The organism is Pseudomonas sp. MWU347 (assembly GCF_017947305.1).
GTDB lineage: Bacteria > Pseudomonadota > Gammaproteobacteria > Pseudomonadales > Pseudomonadaceae > Aquipseudomonas > Aquipseudomonas putida_A.
In genome coordinates this window covers 33,232-55,450 of sequence record NZ_JAFGZB010000003.1, presented here as the reverse complement: position 1 = coordinate 55,450, position 22,219 = coordinate 33,232, and the positions used below count along the sequence as shown (strand labels likewise).

Genomic DNA, 22,219 nt, shown 5'->3' with positions numbered 1-22,219 from the left:
CGAAGCGTACTACACGAGAGTCTTTTACAGCGTCAGTTGCCCCCGCTCCTCCTCGGTCAACTGCTGCTTGGCCTGTTCATCCAGCGCGCCGGCACCCAGTACCTGCACCGGGCTATTCGGGTTGTAACCCGGCGCCGGCGCACGACTGGCACCATCACGGCTCGGCGCCAGTTGTTCGTTGCCGAAGCTCAGCACCTGCACGGTGAACACCGACGCCTGGTTCTGCCGCGCCGCTGCTTGCTGCTGACGCGCCACGTCCTCAGCGGCCTGGGTTGCCGAAGATGCCGCCGAACTGGCCGAGGTGATCGCCCCGGTGTTCACCGCAGCCACCACCGGTACGCCACTGGTCTTGCCTTGCACGGCGATGTTGGCGGCATTGACCACGGTCAGCGCGGCGATGTTGACGTTGCCCGAGACGCGAATGCCCGCCTCGCCCGCATCAATGGTGCCCAGCGGCGCGATCAGGTCGATGTCTCCCGGCGCCACTTCGGCAATCGGGTTAAGGGTGGCGATACCCGCACCGGTGCTCGGCACCGAAGGCGACAGGGTTACATTGCCCCAAGTGTCGTAAACCCGTTTCGGCGGGGTGTAGACCACGGTGGTTTTCGAGCCGCGACCGGCGTTGATGTCGCCCTCGGCCGACCAGCCGAGGATCGAGCCGCCGAAGGTGGTCATGATCCGGCTCTGGCCGAGCAGAATGCTGCCCTGCGAGTAGAGCTGAATGTTGCCCGAACCCTGGGTGATAATCCCGGCGGTGGACGGTGGTGCTGCGCCTTCGATGCCGAACACCTGACCGCCGCCCGGCGTGAGCATCTGGATATCGCCGCCGAACAGCGTCTTGACCCCTGCTCCGCCATACAGCGTGATGTCGCCGTCGTAACGGAGTGGATTGCCCGCCACATCGGTGCTCGGGAACAGTGCGGCAATGGCGTTGCGACCGCGCACATAACTGCCTTTGCGCGGACCGTCAGCGTCGTTGTATTCCAGGCCGCCGGCGCGCAGTTCGGCGAAGTACACCTGGCGCGCAAAGATCGCCTGCTCGGCACTTGGCAGCGCGGTATAGAACGCCTGTGCCTGCTCTGCGTTGCCGCTGAAGCCGTAGCCGAGCGTCAGCCAGCTCTGCAACTCGTCGAGGTAGGTCTTGACCACTTTGCCCGGCTGGCCGTTGAGAGAGGCATTCGGGTCAGCAAGGTTCTGCGGGGTCAGGTAACGCGCGATGAACCTTGTGTAATCCGGCCCCTGCGCGCCCACGCCCGCCTGCAATACCACGCTGGCGCCAGGCCGCGAATCCCCGGCCACTATCGCGCCGAGGCTGGTAATGCTGGCGCGGTTTTCCATCAGGATGTTGCGCCCGGCATTAATGTCCAGCGTTCCAGGTCCGGCGATATCGAAGCTGCTGTAGAGAATGTCGCGGCCCGCCGAGACGCGCGATACATCTCGCAGGTCATTGTGGACGAACAGGTTGCCGGTGGAAAAAATGTCCTCCTTGCCGCTACTCATTTCCACTGTCGGCACGGTCGCAGGCTGCCCCAGGGCAGTGCCAGAGGCAACGATGTCGCGTCCGGCGATCATCCACACAGGCCCCGCCGCTTCGTACCAGGTGCGTCTGGAAGTAGAAAAGCTCAACGTTTCGCCACTGCGAATGCCCACCAGGTCCCCCGTCAGCGCATAGAATCGCGCCGGCCCCTGTACGTCGTTCGATCCCGAGTAGGTGTTGGGACCATAGGCAAACAGCGGATATCGCACGTTGCCCTCTGCCGCCACGCCATCGTCGCTGTAGTTGGTGCGCAGCGGTTTTCCGGCGTTGCTGTTGGTGTAAGCATTGAATGCCGGGTTGAACGGGGTAGCCACGGCCATCGGGCTGGCCCCCGACTGGTTGATCGCATAGCCACCGGCGTAGATAGAGTCACCTGCCAGCAGTTCAAGCTGCCCCGACTTCGACGGCGCCAGAAGCAGTGAGTAACCTTGCAGCGGGTAGTTGTTTACGCCAATGAATGTCGCGGATGGCCCTGCATAAACGGACCCTTGGCCCGCCACCGCGCGCAGAATCGATGGGTAGACAAATCGGCCGTCGGTAGGCGAGGTATTGCGGCCCGTGATCAGGCCGTTGGATGTACTGAATTCTGCTATCTGTGTGCCCGGCGTCAGGTTCCCGCCAGCCGAGAACAGATCGATTGCCGTGTGGTCAGTCCACAATGAAAAGCCACTGAGGATACCGCCCTGCTCAACGCTTGCGTCGGCCGCCATGATCGGGCTGGCGTTCATCAGACTCACTCGCCCAGGATCCGCGGCACCGCCCAACACCAGATCACCGCGGCTGCTCAGGCTCATGCCCGAGTCACCCGGAATCAGCACCACGCCTCCGGAAGCACTACCGGTGGTCGAGGTAAACGGATCAAGTGCGCGGGTTTCCCGAAGATCATTGAACACAGCGCCGGCGCCGTACTGCAGGTTGATGCCGCCGAGTGCTCCACCCGTCATGTGTGCCGCGCCGCGCAGGTTGATCAGCGCGCCCTGCAGATCATGATTCGGTTGGCCGAAGCCGGTTTCTCCGGCCCGCGCTTGCAGCGAAGGGTTGAGCGTGCCGCCGATACGAATGTCCATGTCACCACCACCGGTCATCTGCACGCTGCCATCGCTGGCGACTCGACCGGTGCTGCCTACCGCGACGATCAGCCCCTGACCGCGCGGGTAGTTAACGGCATCGCCTAGCGGTTTGAGCATGCCGGCATCACCACCAGCCCGCAGGCTGATATTGCCACCGCCCAAGGTACCGAAACCGGTGAAACCCACCAGGTAGGGTTCAGTGTTGATCACCCGATCTGAGTTCATTTGGGTGGAATAACTGCCGAAGTTGATCCACCAGGCCGTGGGCACATCCGGGTTTCCCGTGCCTTGACGCCACAGCCAGTTGCCCACTGCCACACTGGCCATCTGCTCGCGGAACCCGCTCGCTGTCGATTGGGCTTTCGTCCCGACCGAATCACCGGAAACCGAGCCACCGGCATTGATTGTCAGGTTGCCGCCCATCTGCGGATACCAGGCCTGATAGAGGCTGTCGCTGCCGCCGTCGACCCATTTTTCATAAGCGGCACCGGCCGTACCCAACACCGAATCGTTATCCGAAAGATGCCCGCGCGGCAGGTTATAGAGCGGATCGATATTCGTTGATTGGGTGCCGGCGGTGTATACGCCGAACGGTGAATCCATGCTCAGATTGCCGGCGGCGATCAGGTCGAGATCACCCGTGCCGGTGCGCAGAACACTGAACATCTGCATATGGGCCTTGGCCGTTTTCCCGGGATTGTTGCCGATGCACAGTTCCGGCTGCAGATCACAAATGAATTGGGCCTCCTCGGGAACCGGTTCGTAGTCCGGCCCCATTCCACTGCCTGGCGCCCAGACCCAACGGGCCATGGGTACGCACAAGTCGGCAATCTGCTGGCAGTACTCGAGCATGTCATCAGGGACCGGCTCGTAGGGCGTAAAGAAGGGATTATCCGGAGCCCAGACCAGCTTGCCCGCCGCCGTGGTGATGTTGACGCCGTAATGACTGTCCGCCAGCCGCAGATTGCCATCGGTGGTGACAGGCTTCACGGCACGACTATCGGCCGCAGCCAGATCTGCACCGGCGACCACGCGCATCGACCACGACGCACTGCCCGACGGCAGCATGCTGGCCAGCGCCCAGTTCTTGCCTTGTTGTGTGCCGTTGAGCGGCCGCAACTCGATCAGCGAAGTGCCTTCGGCGAGCTTCACATCGGTCATCGACGGAATCAGCGAACCGCGCAGCAAGGCCAGTTCGCCCTTTAATTTCACCCCGGCGAACGTAGTCAGATCTGCATCGTAAACGCTGGGCAACGGCACACCCTTGGGCCAGTTCATCGCTTGCAGGGCGGTGGCCTTGTTCAAACGGATCCCGGCACCCAGGCGAGTGTCGGCAGGAAACGTCACGCTGTCGCTGAGCAGCGTACCGGCGGCGTACAGCAGATGACCGTTGCTGTCGTGAATCGCCCCCGCCAGCACGGTGCCGGCGCTGAAGGTATACGCCTCAGCCAACACTGCCTGAGTCGGCAGCAACGTGCCGCTGGCCAACACCGCGCCCTGAAGGGTCACGTCGTAATTGAGCGTGGCGCCTATCGGGAACTGCGTGCCTTCGGCCAGCGAAACACCGCTGCCCGGCACAATCAGGTCGCCACCGAATGGCTGCACACCGGCAATCAGTTTCCAGCCGGCATCGTCCTGGGTTTCCGGCGGCGGCGCGAACCCGTCGTTGATGCTGCCGTAAATATCGAGGTTGCCACCGGCGCGAATCACCAGGCTGCCAGCTTCTCCGGAACCATATACGGAGGGGTTCAGCTGCGTGTGCGGATTGAGACTGGCGTAGCGGTAACCGGACAAATCCAGATCGCCCTCCACCACCAGATCACCGTCGGCAGTCTTGCTGGCGATCTCCACACCGGGCCGCAAATGGAACGCATCGGCATACGTGGCGTTGTTCAACCCGGCGAGTTTGCGTTGCAGCAGATCGTTATTGCCCAGTGCGGCGTTGATAAAGTCATTGCTGTCGCCGTGAATACGTTCGAGCATGGCCTGATCAATCACCTGATACGGTCGGCCACTGACCGCCGGATCGACGCCATCGCGGGCATCGGTATAGCGGCGCAAACCGTTGAGGCCGATGGAGCGAGCGCCCTGAATGGTCAACACACCACTGGCGTCGATGGCGATGTCATTGCTGCCCAGACGCGGCGCGTTCAGCTCCAGCGTACCGCGCAGCATTCCATCGTGTTGCCCGGCAAGGAAACCGGGCACGGCATCAGTGCCGTGGCGCAAATCGATCCGCACGCCGTTGCCCAGCATGAGCAAACCATCGCCGGAACTCAGTTCAACCGTGGCACGGTTCGGCGCATCGATGATCTCGCCGTAGCTGTCGACCCGCAGCACGCGACCATGGGCATCGAGCACGCTGCTGCCAGTCAGCGTCAGGCCATTTTTCGCCGACAGACGAATGCTGCCGACACGTTCGCCACTGGCGTCGATCAGACCAGCCACCGTCAGGCTGCCATTGTCCACCGAGACATTGATTTCGCCGGCCTTGAGACCGTCGCCGATCACCAGATTGCCTTGTTTGAGTTGCAGGCTGCGGCTGCCGTACACCTGCCCGGCATTCAAGCGCTGGTTGAGCGCGGCAAACTGCTCAGTGGCGTCACCGCCCAGGCGTTGCGCGCGAATGTCCACGCCACCGGCCTTGTACGGCACCAACGTGCCCCCGGCGTCGTAGTAACCGCTGCTGCCGCCGACAATCTCGCCTTGCAGATCGACCATCCCGGCCGCATCGGCCAGAGCGACGACGCTGAGGTTACCGACCTGATTGTTCTTCGCCGACAGGTCGATCCGCGAGCCCGCAGCCTGACGGATATTGCCGTTGGCGCTGTACAGCGAGACATCGCCGCCCCAGCTGTATTTGCTGACATCGTTGAACGGCAAGGTCCGTCCGGCCATGTCCAGCACGGCACTAGTGCCCAGCGTCAAATCGCCCTCGGACTTGACGGTCAGCTTGCCGCTGCCCAAGGCGATACGGCTGTCCAGCACGATATTGCGGGCTTCAAGGTTCAACTCCGCCCCCAAGGCATTGGCCACCCCGGCAGCCCCGGCGCCGCTGAGCGTCAGGCTGTTGCCGGCCTTGAGCAGGCTGACCGATGCCGCCTCACCGGTGAGCAACGGCGTGCGCAGGTTCAGATTGCCGCCGCTGTAGCGGTAACCCGTGAGCGGATCGTAGGCGCCCTGCTCCTGATACACCGCCAGGCTGCCCTTGTGATTGGCGGTGATGCGCTCGCTGGCGCTGAGGTTGACGTTGGTGAACCCCAACGCCAATCGATTGTTCTGATCCAGACCGCTGGCCTGAGGCATCGGTCCGTAACCCAGCTCGATCCGCTGGGCCTGAATGTCTAGCGTGCCGCTGCCCGTACCGGCGCCACCGGTAATGACGCTGCCGGCGCTTTGCATCGCGCCGTTCCAGATCAGGTTGGCCGTGCGGATACTCGCCACATCGTTGGCATCGCCCAGACCGTAGATCGCCGGGGTGACCAGCACCAGGTTCTGCAGTTTGCTCTGACCGGTCTGTGGATCGATCGTGTCGAGGCTCACGCTGCCGTAGAAATTGAAGGCGTCGCGAGTGGTCAGGCTCAGGGTTTCCAAGGCCGGCGCGGCAAACTGCGTATCACCGCGCAGCAAGCGGTCGAGTACGTTCTGGTTGAGCGTGAGGCCGGCGGGCACGCGGCTGCCCGCCGCTGCAAGTGCTTCGGCGCTGCCGGTATTGACCGAGCCGACCGACAATGCCAGATGACGGGTGCCGAAACGCACCGCTTCACCGAGTTCGAACTGGTTATCCGTAGCGGCCGTGATACTGCCGTTCGAATACAGCAGGGCCGGATTGTTGCACGCACTCGCTGCGCAAGTGCCGATCCGGATGCTGCCCGCGCCGCTGATTCCACTGGCCCGTTCCGGTGCCAGTACCTGCGCCCAACCGTTGGAAACCAGCAGCAGGCTGGAGCCTTTCGGCTCATAAACGTAACCGGCCAGCGAGTCGTATGCCACGTTGCCACGGCCCAGCGTATTGATCCCGCCCCCCGCCTCGACGGTGATCCCGCCAAGCGTTGACGTGGTGCGCAGCAAGACTTGCGGCGCGGATAGAATCGCCCCTTCACGCAAGACAATACTTTCACTCGCGCCCAGGAAGCCGATGATGTTAGCGGTCGTGTTGTACAAGACATTCGGCATCGCACCGATGGTCAGCCGCCCCGCGTTGAGGCTGTTGAGCGTGTCGGCGTACAGCGACACACCGTTGAAACCCGGTGTCGATGCACGGCCCGCACCCAGTATCTCGAAGCTGCTCCCGGCGTTGCCGCCACGTACCACCGCTGTGCCGGCCATGCCGCCCTCGGCAGCCTCGAACAGCGTGCGCCCGTTGAACTGCAAAGCGATGTCTTGCTTGCCGCCGGAGGCCAGGCGCAGATCCAGTGTCTTGCCGTCCATGGGTGCCAGCGCACGCGGCACACCGCGCCGGGCGGCGTCGCTCTGGATGAATTGAGAGAAACCGGTTTCGTTGTACTGCGAGTAACGACGCAACACATCGGCTGACGTGAGAATCAACTGACTGGCCAGGCTGTCACGCAGGCCGGTATTGGCAATCGACATCTGCCCGCTGCTGGTCCATGAACCATTGCGCAGTGGCAACGCCCCCGTTGTCACGCCGGGTGCTGCCTGACCGTTTACCTCAACCCGGAACGCACCAGGCATCAGGGCAAACGTTGACGGCAACAGTGTGTAAGTACCCGCCGCCAACCCCGGCACGCCAGCACCAATAGTGACCTGCTGGCCGATGCGCGGATCGACTGCACCGGCCTCGGCCAGCATCGGCGCATAGCTGCTCTGGTTGCCGGGCACGATGGCGTAGACCGGGTTGCTCGCCAGCCCCGGCAGGCTGAAGGTGCCGTCAGTCGCAGTGCGCACCAGCGGGTTGAAACGTGCATCGGTGGAACCCCCGCGACCGGACACGAAACCGGCGCCACGCAGATCGCCACCGCCGGACAGGTCGATGACCGCACCGCTTTGCACATCGGCGAACTGCGTGCCAATCGACACGCCTGATGTTTCGCCGGAGATGCCGTTGAGCACCACGGATTTGCCGTTATAGCGATAGTCGATACCGTCCGTGGTGCCACCGTACGGCATGACCAGACCGGCACCGCTGACCGAAGTCAGACTGCCCGGCAGAAGACGAACCTCGTGAGTGGTGCTGAGCAAATCGTCACCCAATACGATCTTGCCCAGCGGTGCACGCAAGACACCGCCCTGTTCGATGTACGCGGCGGAAAAAATCAGCTTTCCGAATGCCGAATACGGCACCGCAGTCGGTGCCGCGCCGTGGCCGCTGATCCGCAAGGTGTGTTCGGAAACCGGGACGGCGCCCTGATAACCGGCACGCACCTCAGCCTGAATGCCGGTGGCGGGATAGATCTGCGCCGCACCGAGGTTCAAGTCGCCCGGCGTCCACAGCCTGGTTTTCTCCGCACCATCATTCGGCGCGAGGAAGCGCAGGTCGCCGCTGCTGTCGAGGCTCACCAGACCGAAAGCCCGACGGCTGTATTCAACGGCCGGCGCCTGCCGTTGCAGGATCGAACCCTGAGTCCCGAAGGACAGGCCATTGCCCACGTCCAACAAATTCGCGGAGGCATTGAACGTTGCATCGGACGATCGGGCCGTCGGGCCTGGGAGCAACCGTGGACGCATCATGTTGAAGCCGGCGAAGTAGGTGCCCACCCCTGACAGACGCAGGTATGGAGCACTCAAATCAACCCGTGCCGAGCCTTTGGAATTCTCGGCGAGAGACAGCGCTGCGGCGAACAGACTGAGGCTCTGATTCATGCGCAGATTGACGTCACCGTCAAACGACAACAGACCGTTGCTCAGCAGGCTGAGATTGTCGAAACCGCCCGTCATCAAGCCATCGGCACTCAAGCGGGCCTGACCGTAACGCAAGCCATCGGCGCCTTCGCCGGGTTGCAGGTTCGCGGGCAGCAGCTCGTTTTCTGCCGCTTGACCAATGATCATTTCCCTCGGCGAGCGCACCGCGTTGCTCGCCGAATCGGAATACAACGGCGTCTCCAGCGCCAGTTCCAGACGACCACCGGCCGCCCCGACGCCACCCGCCGCCGCACGCAAGTTGCCTTCAACGAAAAGACCGTTATAAGAACTCAAACTGATGCGCCCGCCGTCCGTTGCGATACGCGTCGGGCCTTGACCGGCGATATCCAGAACAGCCTCGGTGCCCGAGGCATCCAGCCGCGCGCCCGGACGCACAATCACGTAGGCATCGGCAGCCGTGGCGGTTGCCAGTTTCGAATCGATCTCGCCGCCGATGATGAGGCTGCCGCCCTTGCCGACCTGCCCGTAAGTGCGGCCCAGGGTGTCGGTCGCCGTATTGGCACGCCCGGCGACATCCAGCACAGCCTGTTCACCGATCCAGATGGAACGGTCATGCGCGTTCGGATCGGCCACGACAATGGAGCTCGCCGGTGTGTTCGAACCGAACTGCTGCTGCCGGATATCAATCGCACCACCCCAGGCATTCAGTTCACCGTCCACGGTGATCTGCCCGGCACCGCGCAGCTTGATGCTCTGCCCCGGATCGACGCTGATCCGCGAACCGCGGCCCAGCGTCAACGTGCTGTTGGCGGCATCGATCAGACCGATCAGGCTGGCCCCGCCCTGCAAGGTCAGGCTGGCGCCGGCACGTTGAGTCAGCAGGCCCTTGGTCGGGTTTTCCTGGAACAGCGTCGGCGTCCACAGCTCCAGCGCCGTTTGCGGATCGACACCACTGACCTGATTCGGCGCGGCATCAGCGAAACGGTACACCGGCATGTGCACATCGATCGCCGTACCTTCAGCAACGCCCAGCTCATTCAGGCCAATCAGGTTGTAGGCGGAAAAGCCCTTGCGCAACAGATCGGCAGACAGCTGCAGTGTATCGTCGGCCAGCGCCTTGTCGGTCTGACCGATGAGAATCCTGTTGGCCTGTACCGTCAGCGTGCCGCCGCCCGTGACACCGTAGCCACGCAGATCGCCCGCAAGGTTCAGGTGGGTTTCACCGGGCGCCGAAATCGCACTGGATTCCAGCGTCAGGTCCCCGCCCTTGCCACCCCGGGTCTTGCCGTTGGCCAGCACAGCGCCACCGGAGGACACATCGAGCAGACTGCCTGCGCCCATATCGATGTCGCCACTGCTGCGGATCGACAGCAAACCGCCATTGAGGTACGCCAGACTCGCACCATCGTCCGGGTTGGTGCGCAGGTTGCTCCACACGCCACGGGTATCGAGTTGCACACCGTCGGCCACGTTGACCTGCGTCGCCTTGCCGACCTTCGCCGTGAGCCGAGTGTCAGCGGTGTCGCTACTGAGAAACTGATTGAGCACGTTGCCCAGACGCAGGCTACCGCCACGCGCGGTCAGGTCGGCGCCGATCTGCACATCCGGGGAATACAGGGTAATGTCGCCACCGCTATCGACCGTAAGCGCACCGTCAACGGCGATCTGATCCTTGGCCGAAACCTTGAGCGCACCGAGGCGCAACCCGCTGAGCTGATCGTTATCAAGATACAGCTTGCCCTTACGGGTATCGGACACCGCGCCGGTGAGGTCCGGATCATTTCCGGCAACCGGGCGCTCGCCACCAATCTGCACCTGACCCAGCGTCGGATTGAGGGTGTAGAGCAGGCCATTCGACGCCGCGACGAAGGTCGGGTCGTAACTGCCGACGATCAACTGCGCACGCCGGGCCAACGCGCTCTGGCTCTGCTGATAGCCGTCGAGCACCGGTTTCGGCGCCTGGTTCTGCCGTTCGCCCTGATACACCTCGCCGATCATTTGCCCGTCGAGTAAGGCGTTGGCCGTGGCGATCACCAGTTGCCCGGCATCGCGGCCCACGGTGTAACCCGACTCGAAACGCGAGCGCGGGGCAATCAGCGGGCTGTAGTAATAACTGGTCTGGCCCCAGCGTTCGCTGCTGTCTTCATAACCTTTGTAGAGGCCGGTGTAGAGCAGGTCCCCCGGCGCGCGCGACACTTCATACAACTTGCCGTCGGCGCCACGCAGCCAGCTCTGGCGAATCTCGCCGCTTTGCACATCCAGGGTGCCGCCGGACAGGTTGATCAACGAACCTTTTTCCGTGACCACGTCGTTGCCGGCAAAACTCACCGTGCCGCCCTGAGCCATCCATTCGCCGACGCTGTGGCCCTGAGTGCCGAGATAACCACCGACTTCCAACAGGCCACCGGCGGTGTACCAGCGATCCGTGGCGTAGCCGTTGGTGCCGGCCGGCACGTACACCAGATCGCGCACATCGACCCAGATGTCATTGCTGTTGAGCGCGCCTTTCTCGCGGTTGACCGAGGCATCGCGCTGCTCGTTGCCTTGCACGTTGATCTTGATGCTGTTGTTTTCCATTGCCACTTTGACGCCGAGGGCACCGGACACATCGATCATCGCGCCGTCGCGCACCAGGCTGCGGCGCTGTGCGCTGACCGCGACCTGGCCGCCGGTGGCCAGGGTGATCGAGCCGTTCTGGAACTCGACACTGCCGCCGCTCTGAATCTCGACGCGTGACTGATCGCCACGGATCCGGTTGTTGGCCGTGACGCCCGTCAGCGCGGCCTGATGCTGGCTGTCGAGGGCGGTCAGGTCACTGCTGTCGAGCATGATCGCCGTCGCACTACCTTGCCCCAGCGTGACGCTGCCGCTGCTGTCGGTGTTCGGGTTGGTCAGGTGAATCGTGCCACGCGTCGCCACTGACGTGCTGGCGAGCAATACACCGTTCTGCACCACCTCATGACCGCTCAGAGTGATGTCGCCGGTGGCGGACTGGATCAAGCCGTTGTTGGTGACATTGCCCGCCACGGCACCGGCCTTGAAACCGGGGATGACTTCGTTGCCGAAGGTGGTGGACAGCGCATTGCCCTCGGTGCCCGAGCCCTTGCGGATATAGAAACGGTCACCGGCGGCGAGCACGGTCTGGCCCTTGACGGTACTGATGCTGCCGTCGTTCTGTACGTCACTGCCGAGCAGCAAGGCATAACCACCGGCAGCGGTAGACGATGCCGGCTTGTGGGTGTCGATGGAGGCGCCACGTTCCACCAGCACCTTGCCGGCGGCATCGGTGAACGTCGGCTGGGTGCCGGTGCTGTCGAAATACAGCCCACGATCACGGAACTGGATATCGGTGATGTTGGCGGCAGCGGCCACCAGGTTGCGCACGTTGACCTGACTGCTGCCGCTGAACACGATGCCGTTGCGGTTGATCAACATCACCGTGCCGTCGCCCTTGATCTGGCCCTGGATCTGGCTGGCCCGGGCATTCGGATCGTTGACCCGGTTGAGCAGCGCCCAGTTCGACTGCTGGGCGAAATCGACCGTGGTATTGCGACCGACGTTGAAGGTTTCCCAGTTGAGGATCGCCTTGTCGGCGGTCTGCTCGATTGTCACTGTGGTTTTGCCATCGACCTGGGTCTGCTGCGGGCCCTTCGCGTTCTGCCAGCCTTGAGTCAGGCTGTTATCGACTTTCAAACCGCCCTCGCCCAGACCGTCCGGTACAAACTGTACCGTGCCCAACGCCGCCGTGCGTCCGGCCGCCTGCGCCGCCTGTTGCGCAGCAATCGCGGCAACCGTGTTGTTCAGGGTCTGAATCGAGCGCTGCAACTGCGCATTGGCTTTTTGCTGCTGGGCCAATGGCGGTGTCATCCCCGGCAACCCGCCAACGCTCGGACGCGCAGCCGCGGCCTGCTGCGCCGCTCCCTTGGCGGCAAACCAGTTCGAACTGAACGCCGTCTGCGCCTGCGCACTGCCCGCCACCAGACACAACGCCACCGCGTGCGCCAATGGCTTGAGCAGCCACAGCGTCGGCTCCACGGCATCACGCTGAAAGGACTGAACGTGGGTACGACGACGGGATGGGCGAGCGAGCATCACTACGAGATCCTTTTTTGATTGCCACATATGGCCGCAGGCGCGCAAAAACCTGCTGTTACGACATAGGCCGTTGGCGGAGGGCGCGACCGAACGGATGTCACACAAACTTCATGTTCGGCGTGTATCCGAGCCAAAAAAAATGACGGCAACCCGAAGGTTGCCGTCATCGGCGTTACGACCGCGCGAGCTTACAAAGGACGACCGATAGCGTTGCAGACGCTGGCGTTGTTGATGTCCAGGTTGTTGCCCGAGGTGTTGGTGATGAAGTTGGCGGTTACAGCGGTTTTCCAGGCGTTAGGCACGGCGACGAACTTGTGGGCCTGAGTCGCAGTGTTGTTGCCCGGGTTGCTGTAGTGCTGAGTCAGGAAGGCTTTGACGGCCGCAGCCACGGTTGCATCCTTGTAGCACTGACCGAAGATGAAGTTGGTGTAGGCAGCCAGTTTGTAACCCGAAGTCGGGTTAGCAACCACTGGCGACCACTTGGACGGATCGGCAGCATCGATAGCATTCGCCGGAGGATTGACCGACGACAGCGCCAGCGTCACGTTGAGCGCAGTCGGCTGAACACCGTTGACGCGAGCAACAACAGCGTTGCTGGTGGCATCGACGCCGTCCGGACCTACATAACCGATGGAACCGTCAACCGCGTTCACGGCAGTGGCAACTTCGGAAGTGTTGGCGACGCCGACCCAGTTCGAAGGCAGAGCGATGCCGCCGATACGAGCGCTGGTGAAGGTGGAGTTGGTCGCAAACTGAGTCGGGCAGACCGAGTTCAGGTGACGAGTCAGGATTTCCGAAGTGCCGCTGGAAACGTTGCGATAAACAACGCGGATCGTGGTCGCGTCGGAAGTACCCAGCAGAGCACCCCAGGTGGTTTTCTGGCCCGAGAACACTTCGCACAGCTGAGCGCTGGTCAGGTTCAGCGCGGTCTGGCCGGCTTTTTTGTACGGGATGGCAACCGAAGTGGCCACCGACGGCAGTTGAATCAACGGGCCGTACGAAGCGTTGTAAGTGTTCTTGTAGGTGCTGATTTCCGCAGCGCTGAGGATCGAGTCGCTACCGGCGAAGTGCACGGTGCCGGTGGTGCTGAAGCCGGCCGGGTTGTTGGTCAGGAAAGCGGTCTTGCCACCGCCGCTGCCGATGGCCGCGTAGCTGAAGTTGGCAGGCAGGATGCTGTCGGCCGAACCTTTGTACAGAGCGGCTGGCAGAGTGGCGCCACCACCGGTAACGGCCATGGCTTGAGCGGAAGCCAGAGCGGCGACGGTCAGGGAAGCGGCGATCAGAGTGCGCTTGAACATGAAGAATCTCCTTTTCAACGATGGTTGTGAACACAGGTTTTCAGGGGTCTTGCATGACACTGGGAAGACTCACCGCTGACCTTCGCAAGCGGGGTCCGTGGTTAAGTCGCACTGAGAAATTCGCATCTTGCGGTGACAGATAAAGGAAAAAACCTCGGGAGCTGCGAGGGGTTTTTCAGGGCGTTTTCTCGGGTGTTTGCGGCGGATTGCGAGGGGTCTGGATCGTGGGTTTGGCTGAAACTGGCTGCAGCCGTTGCGGGGTGGTTGCAGATGACAGAAAGGAGAACCCGAGGATGGTTCTTTTGAGGGTCGGGTGATGCTGAAGTATTGGAAAAAAGTCTGAATTATTTGTTGTTCTGACGGGCGCCTTCGCGAGCAAGCCCGCTCCCACAGGTTCTTGCGGTGTGACATATATTGCATTAACAACTCTGTCCCCTGTGGGAGCGGGCTTGCTCGCGAAGAGGCCAGACCAGGCGACCTCGGAATCAGCTACTGCACCAACTGGTTGATCTCAATGATCGGCAACAACACCGCCATCACAATCACCAGCACCACCCCGCCCATCACCACGATCATCAGCGGTTCGAGCAACGCGGTCATGCCCATCGCCCGCCGTTCGATATCGCGGGACAGCGTTTGCGCCGCACGTTCGAGCATCGGTGGCAGTGCGCCGGTTTTCTCACCACTGGCGATCAGGTGAATCAGCACCGGCGGAAACACGTTCTCCACTCGCAGAGCCGCCGCAAGATTCACCCCTTCGCGAACCTTGGCTGTCGCATCGCTGACACTCAGACTCAGGCGATCATTCGATAGCGTCTGCCGCGCCGCCTCCAACGCGCGCAACAACGGCACCCCGGCACCGCCGAGAATCGCCAGGGTCGAGGCGAATCGCGCAGTGTTCAGGCCCAACACGAACCGTCCGATCAGCGGCAGTTTCAACACCCGATGATGCCAACTCAAACGTGCCGCCGGATTGCGCAGATACAGGCGCCAGCTCCAGAACGCCCCGGCGATCAGCGCCGCACACAACCAGCCCCACGCCCGAATGAAATCACTGGCGGTGAGCATCGCCAACGTCAGCCCCGGCAAGTCCTGCCGCGCCTGGGAAAACGCACTGACCACCTGCGGCACCACGTAACTCAGCAGAAAAATCACAATGCCGATCGACACCAGCCCGACCACACCCGGATAGATAAACGCGGTGAGGATCTTGCCGCGCAGGTTGTTGCGCTCCTCGATGTAATCCGCCAGCCGCTCCATCACCTGCGCCAGATCGCCGGACTCCTCCCCCGCAGCGATCAACGCGCGGTAGATCTCCGGAAAGTCACGTGGTCGCGCGGCCAGCGACTCGGCCAGACGCATGCCGCTGCGCACGTCGGCGCGCACCGCGCTGAGGGTGTGGGCGATGTGTTTTTTCTCGGCCTGCTCCACCGTTGCGCTGAGTGCCGCTTCCAACGGCAGGCTGGCACCGAGCAGGCTCGCCAGTTGGCGGGTGGCCCAGGCCAGATCGTTGTCCGACATACGCGCACTGAACAAGCCACCGCCGCCATGCTGGGCGACGTTGCTTTCCTTGTGCACCGACAACGCGGTCAAGCCACGGCTGCGCAACACGCCGAACGCCGCGCCCTGGCTGTCCGCCTCCAGGTGCCCGGACTCGATCTTGCCGGTAGCGTCGGCGGCTTCAAAACGATAGCGATTCATCAGGCGTCTCGGGTCACACGGAGGATTTCTTCAGGGGCGGTGGCGCCGCTGCGAATCCAGCGCTCGCCGTCCTCGCGCAGGCTGAACATCCCGGCCTTGGACGCCGCCGCACGCAAGGCCTGCTCCCCTGCCCCCTGGTGAATCAGGGTGCGGATGTCGTCGTCGATGCAGAACAATTCGTGGATGCCGGTGCGACCGCTGTAACCGGTGTGATTGCAGGCGGTGCAGCCCACCGGGCGCCAGGTGCCCGGCGCTGCTGAATCTTCCTGTTTGCACTCTTTGCAAAGGCGCCGCACCAGCCGCTGGGCCAGAACGCCGAGCATCGACGAAGCGAGCAGAAACGGCTCGACGCCCATGTCGATCAAGCGGTTGACCGCGGACACCGCGTCGTTGGTGTGCAGCGTCGCCAGCACCAGGTGACCGGTGAGCGACGCCTGCACGGCGATTTGGGCGGTTTCCAGGTCGCGGATTTCGCCGATCATGATGATGTCCGGGTCCTGGCGCAGAATCGCCCGCAAGGCCAAGGCAAACGTCATGTCGATCTTGGCGTTGACCTGAATCTGGCTGATCCCCGGCAAGTCGTATTCCACCGGGTCTTCGACGGTGAGGATGTTGCTGGTGCTGGCATCGAGGCGTGCCAGCGCGGCGTAGAGGCTGGTGGTCTTGCCGCTGCCGGTGGGGCCGGTGACCAGCACGATACCGTGGGGCTGGCGGATCAGGTGATCGAGTCTGGCCAGCACCTGCGCGTCCATGCCGAGGGTTTCCAGGTGCAGACGCCCGGCCTGTTTGTCGAGCAAACGCATCACCACCCGCTCGCCATGCCCGGTGGGCACGGTCGACACGCGAATATCGATCGGTCGCCCGGCCACGCGCAGCGCGATACGACCGTCCTGCGGCAGGCGTTTTTCGGCGATGTCGAGTTGGGCCATGATCTTGATACGCGACACCAGCGCACCGTGCAACGCCTTGCGCGGCGAAACCACGTCGCGCAGGGTGCCGTCGACCCGGTAGCGCACCACCGAATGGGTTTCGAACGGTTCGATGTGAATGTCGCTGGCCTCATCGCGTGCGGCCTGGGTGAGCAAGGCGTTGATCATGCGGATCACCGGTGCGCCGTCCTGAGTGTCGAGCAGGTCGGTAATTTCCGGCATGTCCTGCATCAGCCGGTCGAGGTCGACTTCGTTTTCTGCTGCGCCGACTACAGCGGCGGCGCTGCCGGTGTCGGCGTAGGCCGTGGCGAGCAGGCCATCGAGTTCGTCGTCGCGCACGCGCTTGAGCGACGTCCCACCGAACTGCCGCCGCACCTCGCTGATCGACCAGCCCGGCGTCGATGGACACACGGTCAGCACGCCGTCGCACAACAGAATGCGCTGGGCCTTGGCCCAGGCGTAGGGCAGTGAACTCATCTCAAAACCTCCCCAATCTCTCTGCCTGGAGGTGTTCCTGTGGTGAGGGGATTTCTTATGGAGAGCGGATTTCTTGTGGTGAGGGGATTTATCCCCGATGGGCTGCGCAGCAGCCCCGAAACCTGATATCCGAATACATCTGACTGACCGCGTGCATAGGCTTTAGGGCTGTTGCGCAGCCCATCGGGGATAAATCCCCTCACTACAGGGTTACTTCTCAGATTGAGGATTCTGTTCAAAAGCGTGTGCTCCCTTCAATCGGCACCGCTTTGATCGTCGCTCTCGGCCCCGAAGCCGGAACTGGGCTCGGCACCCCCTGCGCCGCCGTCGGCAACTGCGGCGCCTGCATGTCCGGCATTGCCCAGCTGCGTTCCGGTTGCAGCCCGCCCTGGGCGCGGCGCATGAAGTCGTAGCGGTTGAGGGTGATGCTGCGCCCCGCTTCGCTGTCGCGGATGATGTACGGGCGCAGGAACACCATCAGGTTGGTTTTGGTGATCGCCCGGCGTTCGTTGCGAAACAGCGCGCCGATCCCCGGCAACGTCCCCAGCCATGGCACCGCTTCATTGCTCTGGCTGTAGCCGTCCTGCAGCAGGCCGCCGAGGACCATGATCTGGCCGTCGTCGAGCAGGATGCTGGTGTCGATCGCGCGCTTGTTGGTGACGATCCCCGCCGACGTCGCGCTGGCCGACGCGCGTTCGTCGATGCTGCTGACCTCCTGATAGATATCAAGCTTGACCGTGCCGCCCTCGGAAATCTGCGGCCGCACATTCAGCTTCAAACCCACCTCTTCCCGGGTCACGGTCTGGAACGGGTTGTTGCTGGTCCCACCGCCGCCAGTCACGTAGCTACCGCTGACAAACGGAATGGTCTGGCCGACAAAAATACTCGCCGCTTCGTTATCCAGCGTCAGCAGGTTCGGCGTCGACAGCACGTTGGTGCCGCCCTTGCTCTTCAGCGCTCGGGCCAGTACTTTGAGGTCGAGGATCTTGCCGATGCCGGGGATGTCGACAGTGCCATTGACGTAACCGAGGTTCAAACCCTGCGGCAGCACATCGAGACTGGTCTTGCCGTTGAGATTGATCCCTGACCCACCGAGGTTCGCCCCACCGATCACGCCTTTACCGCCGAGATTGCCGGTCTGCCACTGCACACCGAACTCGCTGGCATCGTCCTCCCCGACCTCGACGATCAGGCTCTCGATCACCACTTGCGCACGGCGCTGGTCGAGCAGATCGATGACCTCGCGCAGGTTGCGATACAACGGCTCCGGCGCAGAAATCAGCAAGGTGTTGGTGGTCGCGTCAGCCTGAATCGTCACTCCGCCGGCGCTGAACGCAACGTTCTGCTCACTGGCCTGACTGCCGCCGCTGCTGGTCGAACTGCTGCCCTGGGCATAACTACCGCCGGTGCTGCCAGTGCTCGACGTGGTCGAGGTGTTGCCACTGGTTTGCGTGCCGCTCTGCGCGCTCGAACCGCCATTGTTGTTGCCGTTGCTGCCCATGGCACTGAGCACCGAGCGCGCACTGTCGCTGCTGCCGCTGTCGCTCTCGCCAGTCAGCAGTCCGCGCAAGGCCTGCGCCAGTTTCGCCGCTTGCGCGTTACGCAAATAAACCACGTGCAGATTGCTCGGATTGCTCTGCGCGTTGTCGAGTTTGTAGATCAGGTTGCGCGCCAGTTCGGTGCGCTCGGGGCTGCCGGCACGGATGATGATGGTATTGGAGCGCGGGTCGCCGATCACCGCGATTTTCTGCGTCGGATCGTTGCCCGGCGCGTCGAGCAGATCCGCGACCATCGGCGCGATGTCGGCGGCGATGCCGTTCTGGATCTGCACCACGTCGGTGTCGATCGCGCTCGGCGTGTCGATGGTCTGGATCAACTGGGCGACGCGGGTCAGGTTCTCCGCGTAATCGGTAACCACGATGGTGTTGTTGCCGGGATAGGCATTGATCGGGTTGTTCGGTGACACGATCGGGCGCAGCACCGGAATCAGGTTCACCGCGTTTTCGTATTGCAGGCGAAAGGTGCGGGTGAGCATGCCGTTGCCGGCGGGTTTGTCCGGGCTGTAGATCGGCCCGCCGAGCAGTTTCGCATCGGCCTCCGGCACCACCTGGGCGACGCCACCGACATCGACCACGCTGAAACCCTGCATGCGCAACGCCGCGAGCAGCATGTCGTAAGCCTGCCGCGCCGGCACCTGACCTTCCGAGACCAGCGTCAGGCTGCCCTTGACCCGAGGGTCGACCAGAAACTGCTGGCCGGTGGAACGCGACAACGCGCGCACCACCGCTTGAATATCGGCATCGACAAAATTCAGCGTCACCGGTTGATCACCCAACGGGTTGCTCGCCAGCGTGTTGCTGCGCGGAGCCGCGCCACTGCGCGCACGCTCAGTGATGTTGTGCATCTGCCGTGGTTGCGGCGCTGCTTGCGCCTGGGCGCGTTGACGATCGAGCAGCGCATCGCCGCTGCGCTGGGTGTTGGCCAGTGGCCGGCCGAGTTCGCTGTCCACCAGCAACGGCGGCTGGTTCGGCGGCGTGGTGGTGTTGCTGCACGCGCTCAACGCCATCAGCAGCATCGGCAACGCCATGCGCGCCTGTTTGGATCCTGACCCCTTCATGAAGCTTCCTTAGCGCCCAGCGCCTGATCCATGCGAACGGTGCCTGACAATGTGCCGGCAGTGACTTCGGTCGAAGCGTTGTCGGCGCGTTGCAGACGGGCCTCGACCACTTGCAGAGAAAGTTGTGCCGGGTTGCTCAACAGCCAGTCGAGCAGCGCATCGGCCGGCGCCGCGTCGAACGTCAGCTGCCAGGCGCCAGCCTCCGCGACTTGCAATTGGTAGTGCCCGGCCAGGCCGCTGGCCTGCAGCGTTTGCTCAAGCGACTGCTCGATGCTTTGCCCCTGCGGACGCACGCTGACCTCGCGCAACAGCACTTCAAGGGCTTCGGTCTGGGCGCGTAACTTCGGGGTTTCGGCTTGCCAATAAGTGATTTTTTTCAGCGGCGGCTGAATCAATGCGACCCACACCAACAGCGCCAGCAGCAGCGCCGCCATGCCGCCGACCATGCGTTTTTCGCGCAGGGCCAGCGCTTGCCAGCGCGCCTGAAGTTGCGCGCTGAAACGCTGCCAACGGGCGCGATACACCGCGAGCGATGCCTTATTCATCTTCTGCTCCGCTGTCGTCAGCGCTTTCGTCGGGGGTGGTGACTTCTTCGCTCGGTCGCAGCAGCCAGCCCTCATCATCGGCCGTCGCACTGATCCCGACCTGGGCCAATGCGGCTTGCCAATCCTTGTCCTTGTCATTGGCGCTGCGCCGGGCATCCGCCAGCAGACTCAACTGCAAGGTGCCGTCGACAAAGGTCAGGCGCTCGACCGTGCCGGCCATGAACGGCATGCCACTGCCGGCCTGCAACACCAGCCGATTGAACGGCTGCGCCGGGTCCTCCGCCGCGCCCTTCTGCCGCGCCGTCAATTGCTGACGCGCCTGTTGCAACGGATTGAGGATCACCGGCAACTCGGGAAAGGCCTGCTTCACCCGCAGCGCCATCTGCGCCTTGTACTGCTGACCCTGACTGGCTTCGCGGGCGGCATACAGGTTCAAGCCGATGACCCATACCGCCACCGCCAATGCGCAAAGTCCCAGCGCCCGGCCCCAACCGCGATGCTCGCTGCGCTGCTGTTGCACCGCACCCTGCAGGCCCCAACCGGGCAACGGCCCTGTCCAGCGCTGCGCCTCAGCCATCGGCAATTGCGCTTGCGGCGGCGGTGCAGAACCGATCCAGTGCAGCGGCGTGCCGCAGGTCAGCAGCCAATCGCCAATCTCCTCGTCGAACAGCGGCTGCACCCGCGCCACCTGCACGCTTTCGCGCAGCAACAAATGGCCGTCCTGCCGACAGGCCACCGTGCCCGGCAGCACCGGCAAGCTGTACGCCGCCGGGTACAGACCGCGCAGATTCAGACCGGCCTGTTTCAGCATTTGCCCCAGATGCTGCAAACGCTGACGCGGCGCCCAGGCAATCTGCACCTGCCCCGCGTCGTCCCGTGGACTATGAGCGATGTACATGTCGTTGCTGTCGCCGAGCATCAGGGCCTGCGCCGCGCATTGCACGGCTGCGGCGGTCTTGTTCGCCGGCAACGGCGGCAAGTCGATGCTCGCCAGCAGACTGTCCGCTGGGTGCAGAAAAGCGCTCAGCGCTGGCTGCTTCGGTAACTGCCCCAGTTGGGTGAAGGTCAGGCGCTGCTCACGAATGACCTGCCCCTGCCGATCCAGCCACGCACAATCCATCTCACTGTCGAGACTCAACCCCGCCAGTGGCGGCAAACTCACACGCAACTGACTCATACGCCCACCCGCGACCAGATCACTTGCGGCAGACGATCCTCGCTGCGGTGCAGCAACGCATCGAGGCTGACCCGACGCTGATCCCGCCGCGCCTCGCCACGCAGACGAAACCAGTCACTGGTGATGCCGACCTTGACGCTGGTCAGCTCCAGATTGGGCATGCGCAAGCGGTTGACGAAATCGCCACGGTTGATGAACCAGCGCCCGGCGTCGCGCTCATTGATCAGCGCCTGCGCCCGCTCCAGCGACAACCCCGGCACATACGCGGCCAACACCGGCGCAGTGGCGGTATTGCCATTGAGCCAAGTGGTCGCCGGGATCACCGTCAGGTACGGCGCCAGTTTGCCAATGACCGCCTCATTCACGCCCTCGATGCTGCGCAGATCCTCGACACTGCGCAGCATCGGCAACTTCGGATTCTGCGGTTTGCGCGACGCATTCGGCGACGTGGCGCGGCCACTGTCAAAGGCGTTTTTGCTCGCGGTGTTTTCGGCAATCTGCGGATTCAACAGGTACGGATAAGAGCCGATCACCCGCTGACTGATGCGCTGACTCAACCCGGCGCTGATACCGATCAACTCGCACAGCCGCTGAAACGCCTGCACCTGCGCCTCATCGACACGCTCGTTGGCCACCAGATTGCGCAGATTGAACTTGCCCTGTTCATCCTCCAGCCGCCCCTCGAAACCGTGCGCATTCAAGCGCTGCGCCCACGGCTGATCGAGCCGGGTCAACGGATCACGCTGCCGCGCATCCCAGAGCAATTGCCGGCTGATCTCCAGCCCACCGTGCAACACCCAGCGCCCCTGCACCCGCTGTTGGTCCGCCTCCAGCGCACGAGTCGAAACGCTCTGCCGGGTCAACATCCCCGCCGCAATCACCGCGACCACCGCCGCAATCAACAGCGCACTGATGATCGCCATCCCCTGCTGGTTCGATTGGCTATTCAT

8 protein-coding genes are annotated in these 22,219 nt (G+C 63.1%); all 8 read right to left on the bottom strand.

Features of this window, described 5'->3' with window-relative positions; all coding sequences use genetic code 11:
- Nucleotides 1-24: 24 nt before the first annotated feature.
- A complete protein-coding gene (locus KCG87_RS06700; protein ID WP_210557380.1) occupies nucleotides 25-12,522 on the bottom strand; it encodes a filamentous hemagglutinin family protein in 12,498 nt (4,165 codons plus the stop codon).
- A gap of 191 nt (nucleotides 12,523-12,713) precedes the next feature.
- The gene (locus KCG87_RS06695) at nucleotides 12,714-13,823 is read right to left on the bottom strand and encodes a substrate-binding domain-containing protein (RefSeq protein WP_210557382.1); all 1,110 of its coding nucleotides are present in this window, start codon (nucleotides 13,821-13,823) and stop codon (nucleotides 12,714-12,716) included.
- Nucleotides 13,824-14,312: 489 nt separating this feature from the next.
- Complete coding sequence (gspF, locus tag KCG87_RS06690) at nucleotides 14,313-15,524, bottom strand: type II secretion system inner membrane protein GspF (protein ID WP_003225634.1); 1,212 nt, start codon at nucleotides 15,522-15,524, stop codon at nucleotides 14,313-14,315.
- A complete protein-coding gene (gene gspE, locus KCG87_RS06685) occupies nucleotides 15,524-16,930 on the bottom strand; it encodes a type II secretion system ATPase GspE (protein WP_210557384.1) in 1,407 nt (468 codons plus the stop codon). The genes gspF and gspE overlap by 1 nt, the downstream gene beginning before the upstream one ends.
- Nucleotides 16,931-17,165: 235 nt before the next feature.
- Entirely contained in the window at nucleotides 17,166-19,547 is a 2,382-nt protein-coding gene (gene gspD, locus KCG87_RS06680; protein WP_210557386.1) for a type II secretion system secretin GspD, read from the bottom strand.
- Nucleotides 19,544-20,092: a type II secretion system protein GspM gene (gene gspM / locus KCG87_RS06675; protein WP_210557388.1), complete on the bottom strand. Its 549-nt coding sequence runs from the start codon at nucleotides 20,090-20,092 to the stop codon at nucleotides 19,544-19,546. Before gspM ends, gspD begins: the two co-directional genes overlap by 4 nt.
- Nucleotides 20,085-21,269: a type II secretion system protein GspL gene (gspL, locus tag KCG87_RS06670; protein WP_210557390.1), complete on the bottom strand. Its 1,185-nt coding sequence runs from the start codon at nucleotides 21,267-21,269 to the stop codon at nucleotides 20,085-20,087. Before gspL ends, gspM begins: the two co-directional genes overlap by 8 nt.
- On the bottom strand, nucleotides 21,266-22,219 hold the full coding sequence (gene gspK / locus KCG87_RS06665) for a type II secretion system minor pseudopilin GspK (protein ID WP_210557391.1): 954 nt from the start codon (nucleotides 22,217-22,219) through the stop codon (nucleotides 21,266-21,268). Before gspK ends, gspL begins: the two co-directional genes overlap by 4 nt.

Coding starts and splice junctions, on each gene's coding strand:
- KCG87_RS06700 (WP_210557380.1), bottom strand. CDS start 12,522: ATGCTCGCTCGCCCATCCCGTCGTCGTACCCACGTTCAGTCCTTTCAG.
- KCG87_RS06695 (WP_210557382.1), bottom strand. CDS start 13,823: ATGTTCAAGCGCACTCTGATCGCCGCTTCCCTGACCGTCGCCGCTCTG.
- gspF (WP_003225634.1), bottom strand. CDS start 15,524: ATGAATCGCTATCGTTTTGAAGCCGCCGACGCTACCGGCAAGATCGAG.
- gspE (WP_210557384.1), bottom strand. CDS start 16,930: ATGAGTTCACTGCCCTACGCCTGGGCCAAGGCCCAGCGCATTCTGTTG.
- gspD (WP_210557386.1), bottom strand. CDS start 19,547: ATGAAGGGGTCAGGATCCAAACAGGCGCGCATGGCGTTGCCGATGCTG.
- gspM (WP_210557388.1), bottom strand. CDS start 20,092: ATGAATAAGGCATCGCTCGCGGTGTATCGCGCCCGTTGGCAGCGTTTC.
- gspL (WP_210557390.1), bottom strand. CDS start 21,269: ATGAGTCAGTTGCGTGTGAGTTTGCCGCCACTGGCGGGGTTGAGTCTC.
- gspK (WP_210557391.1), bottom strand. CDS start 22,219: ATGAATAGCCAATCGAACCAGCAGGGGATGGCGATCATCAGTGCGCTG.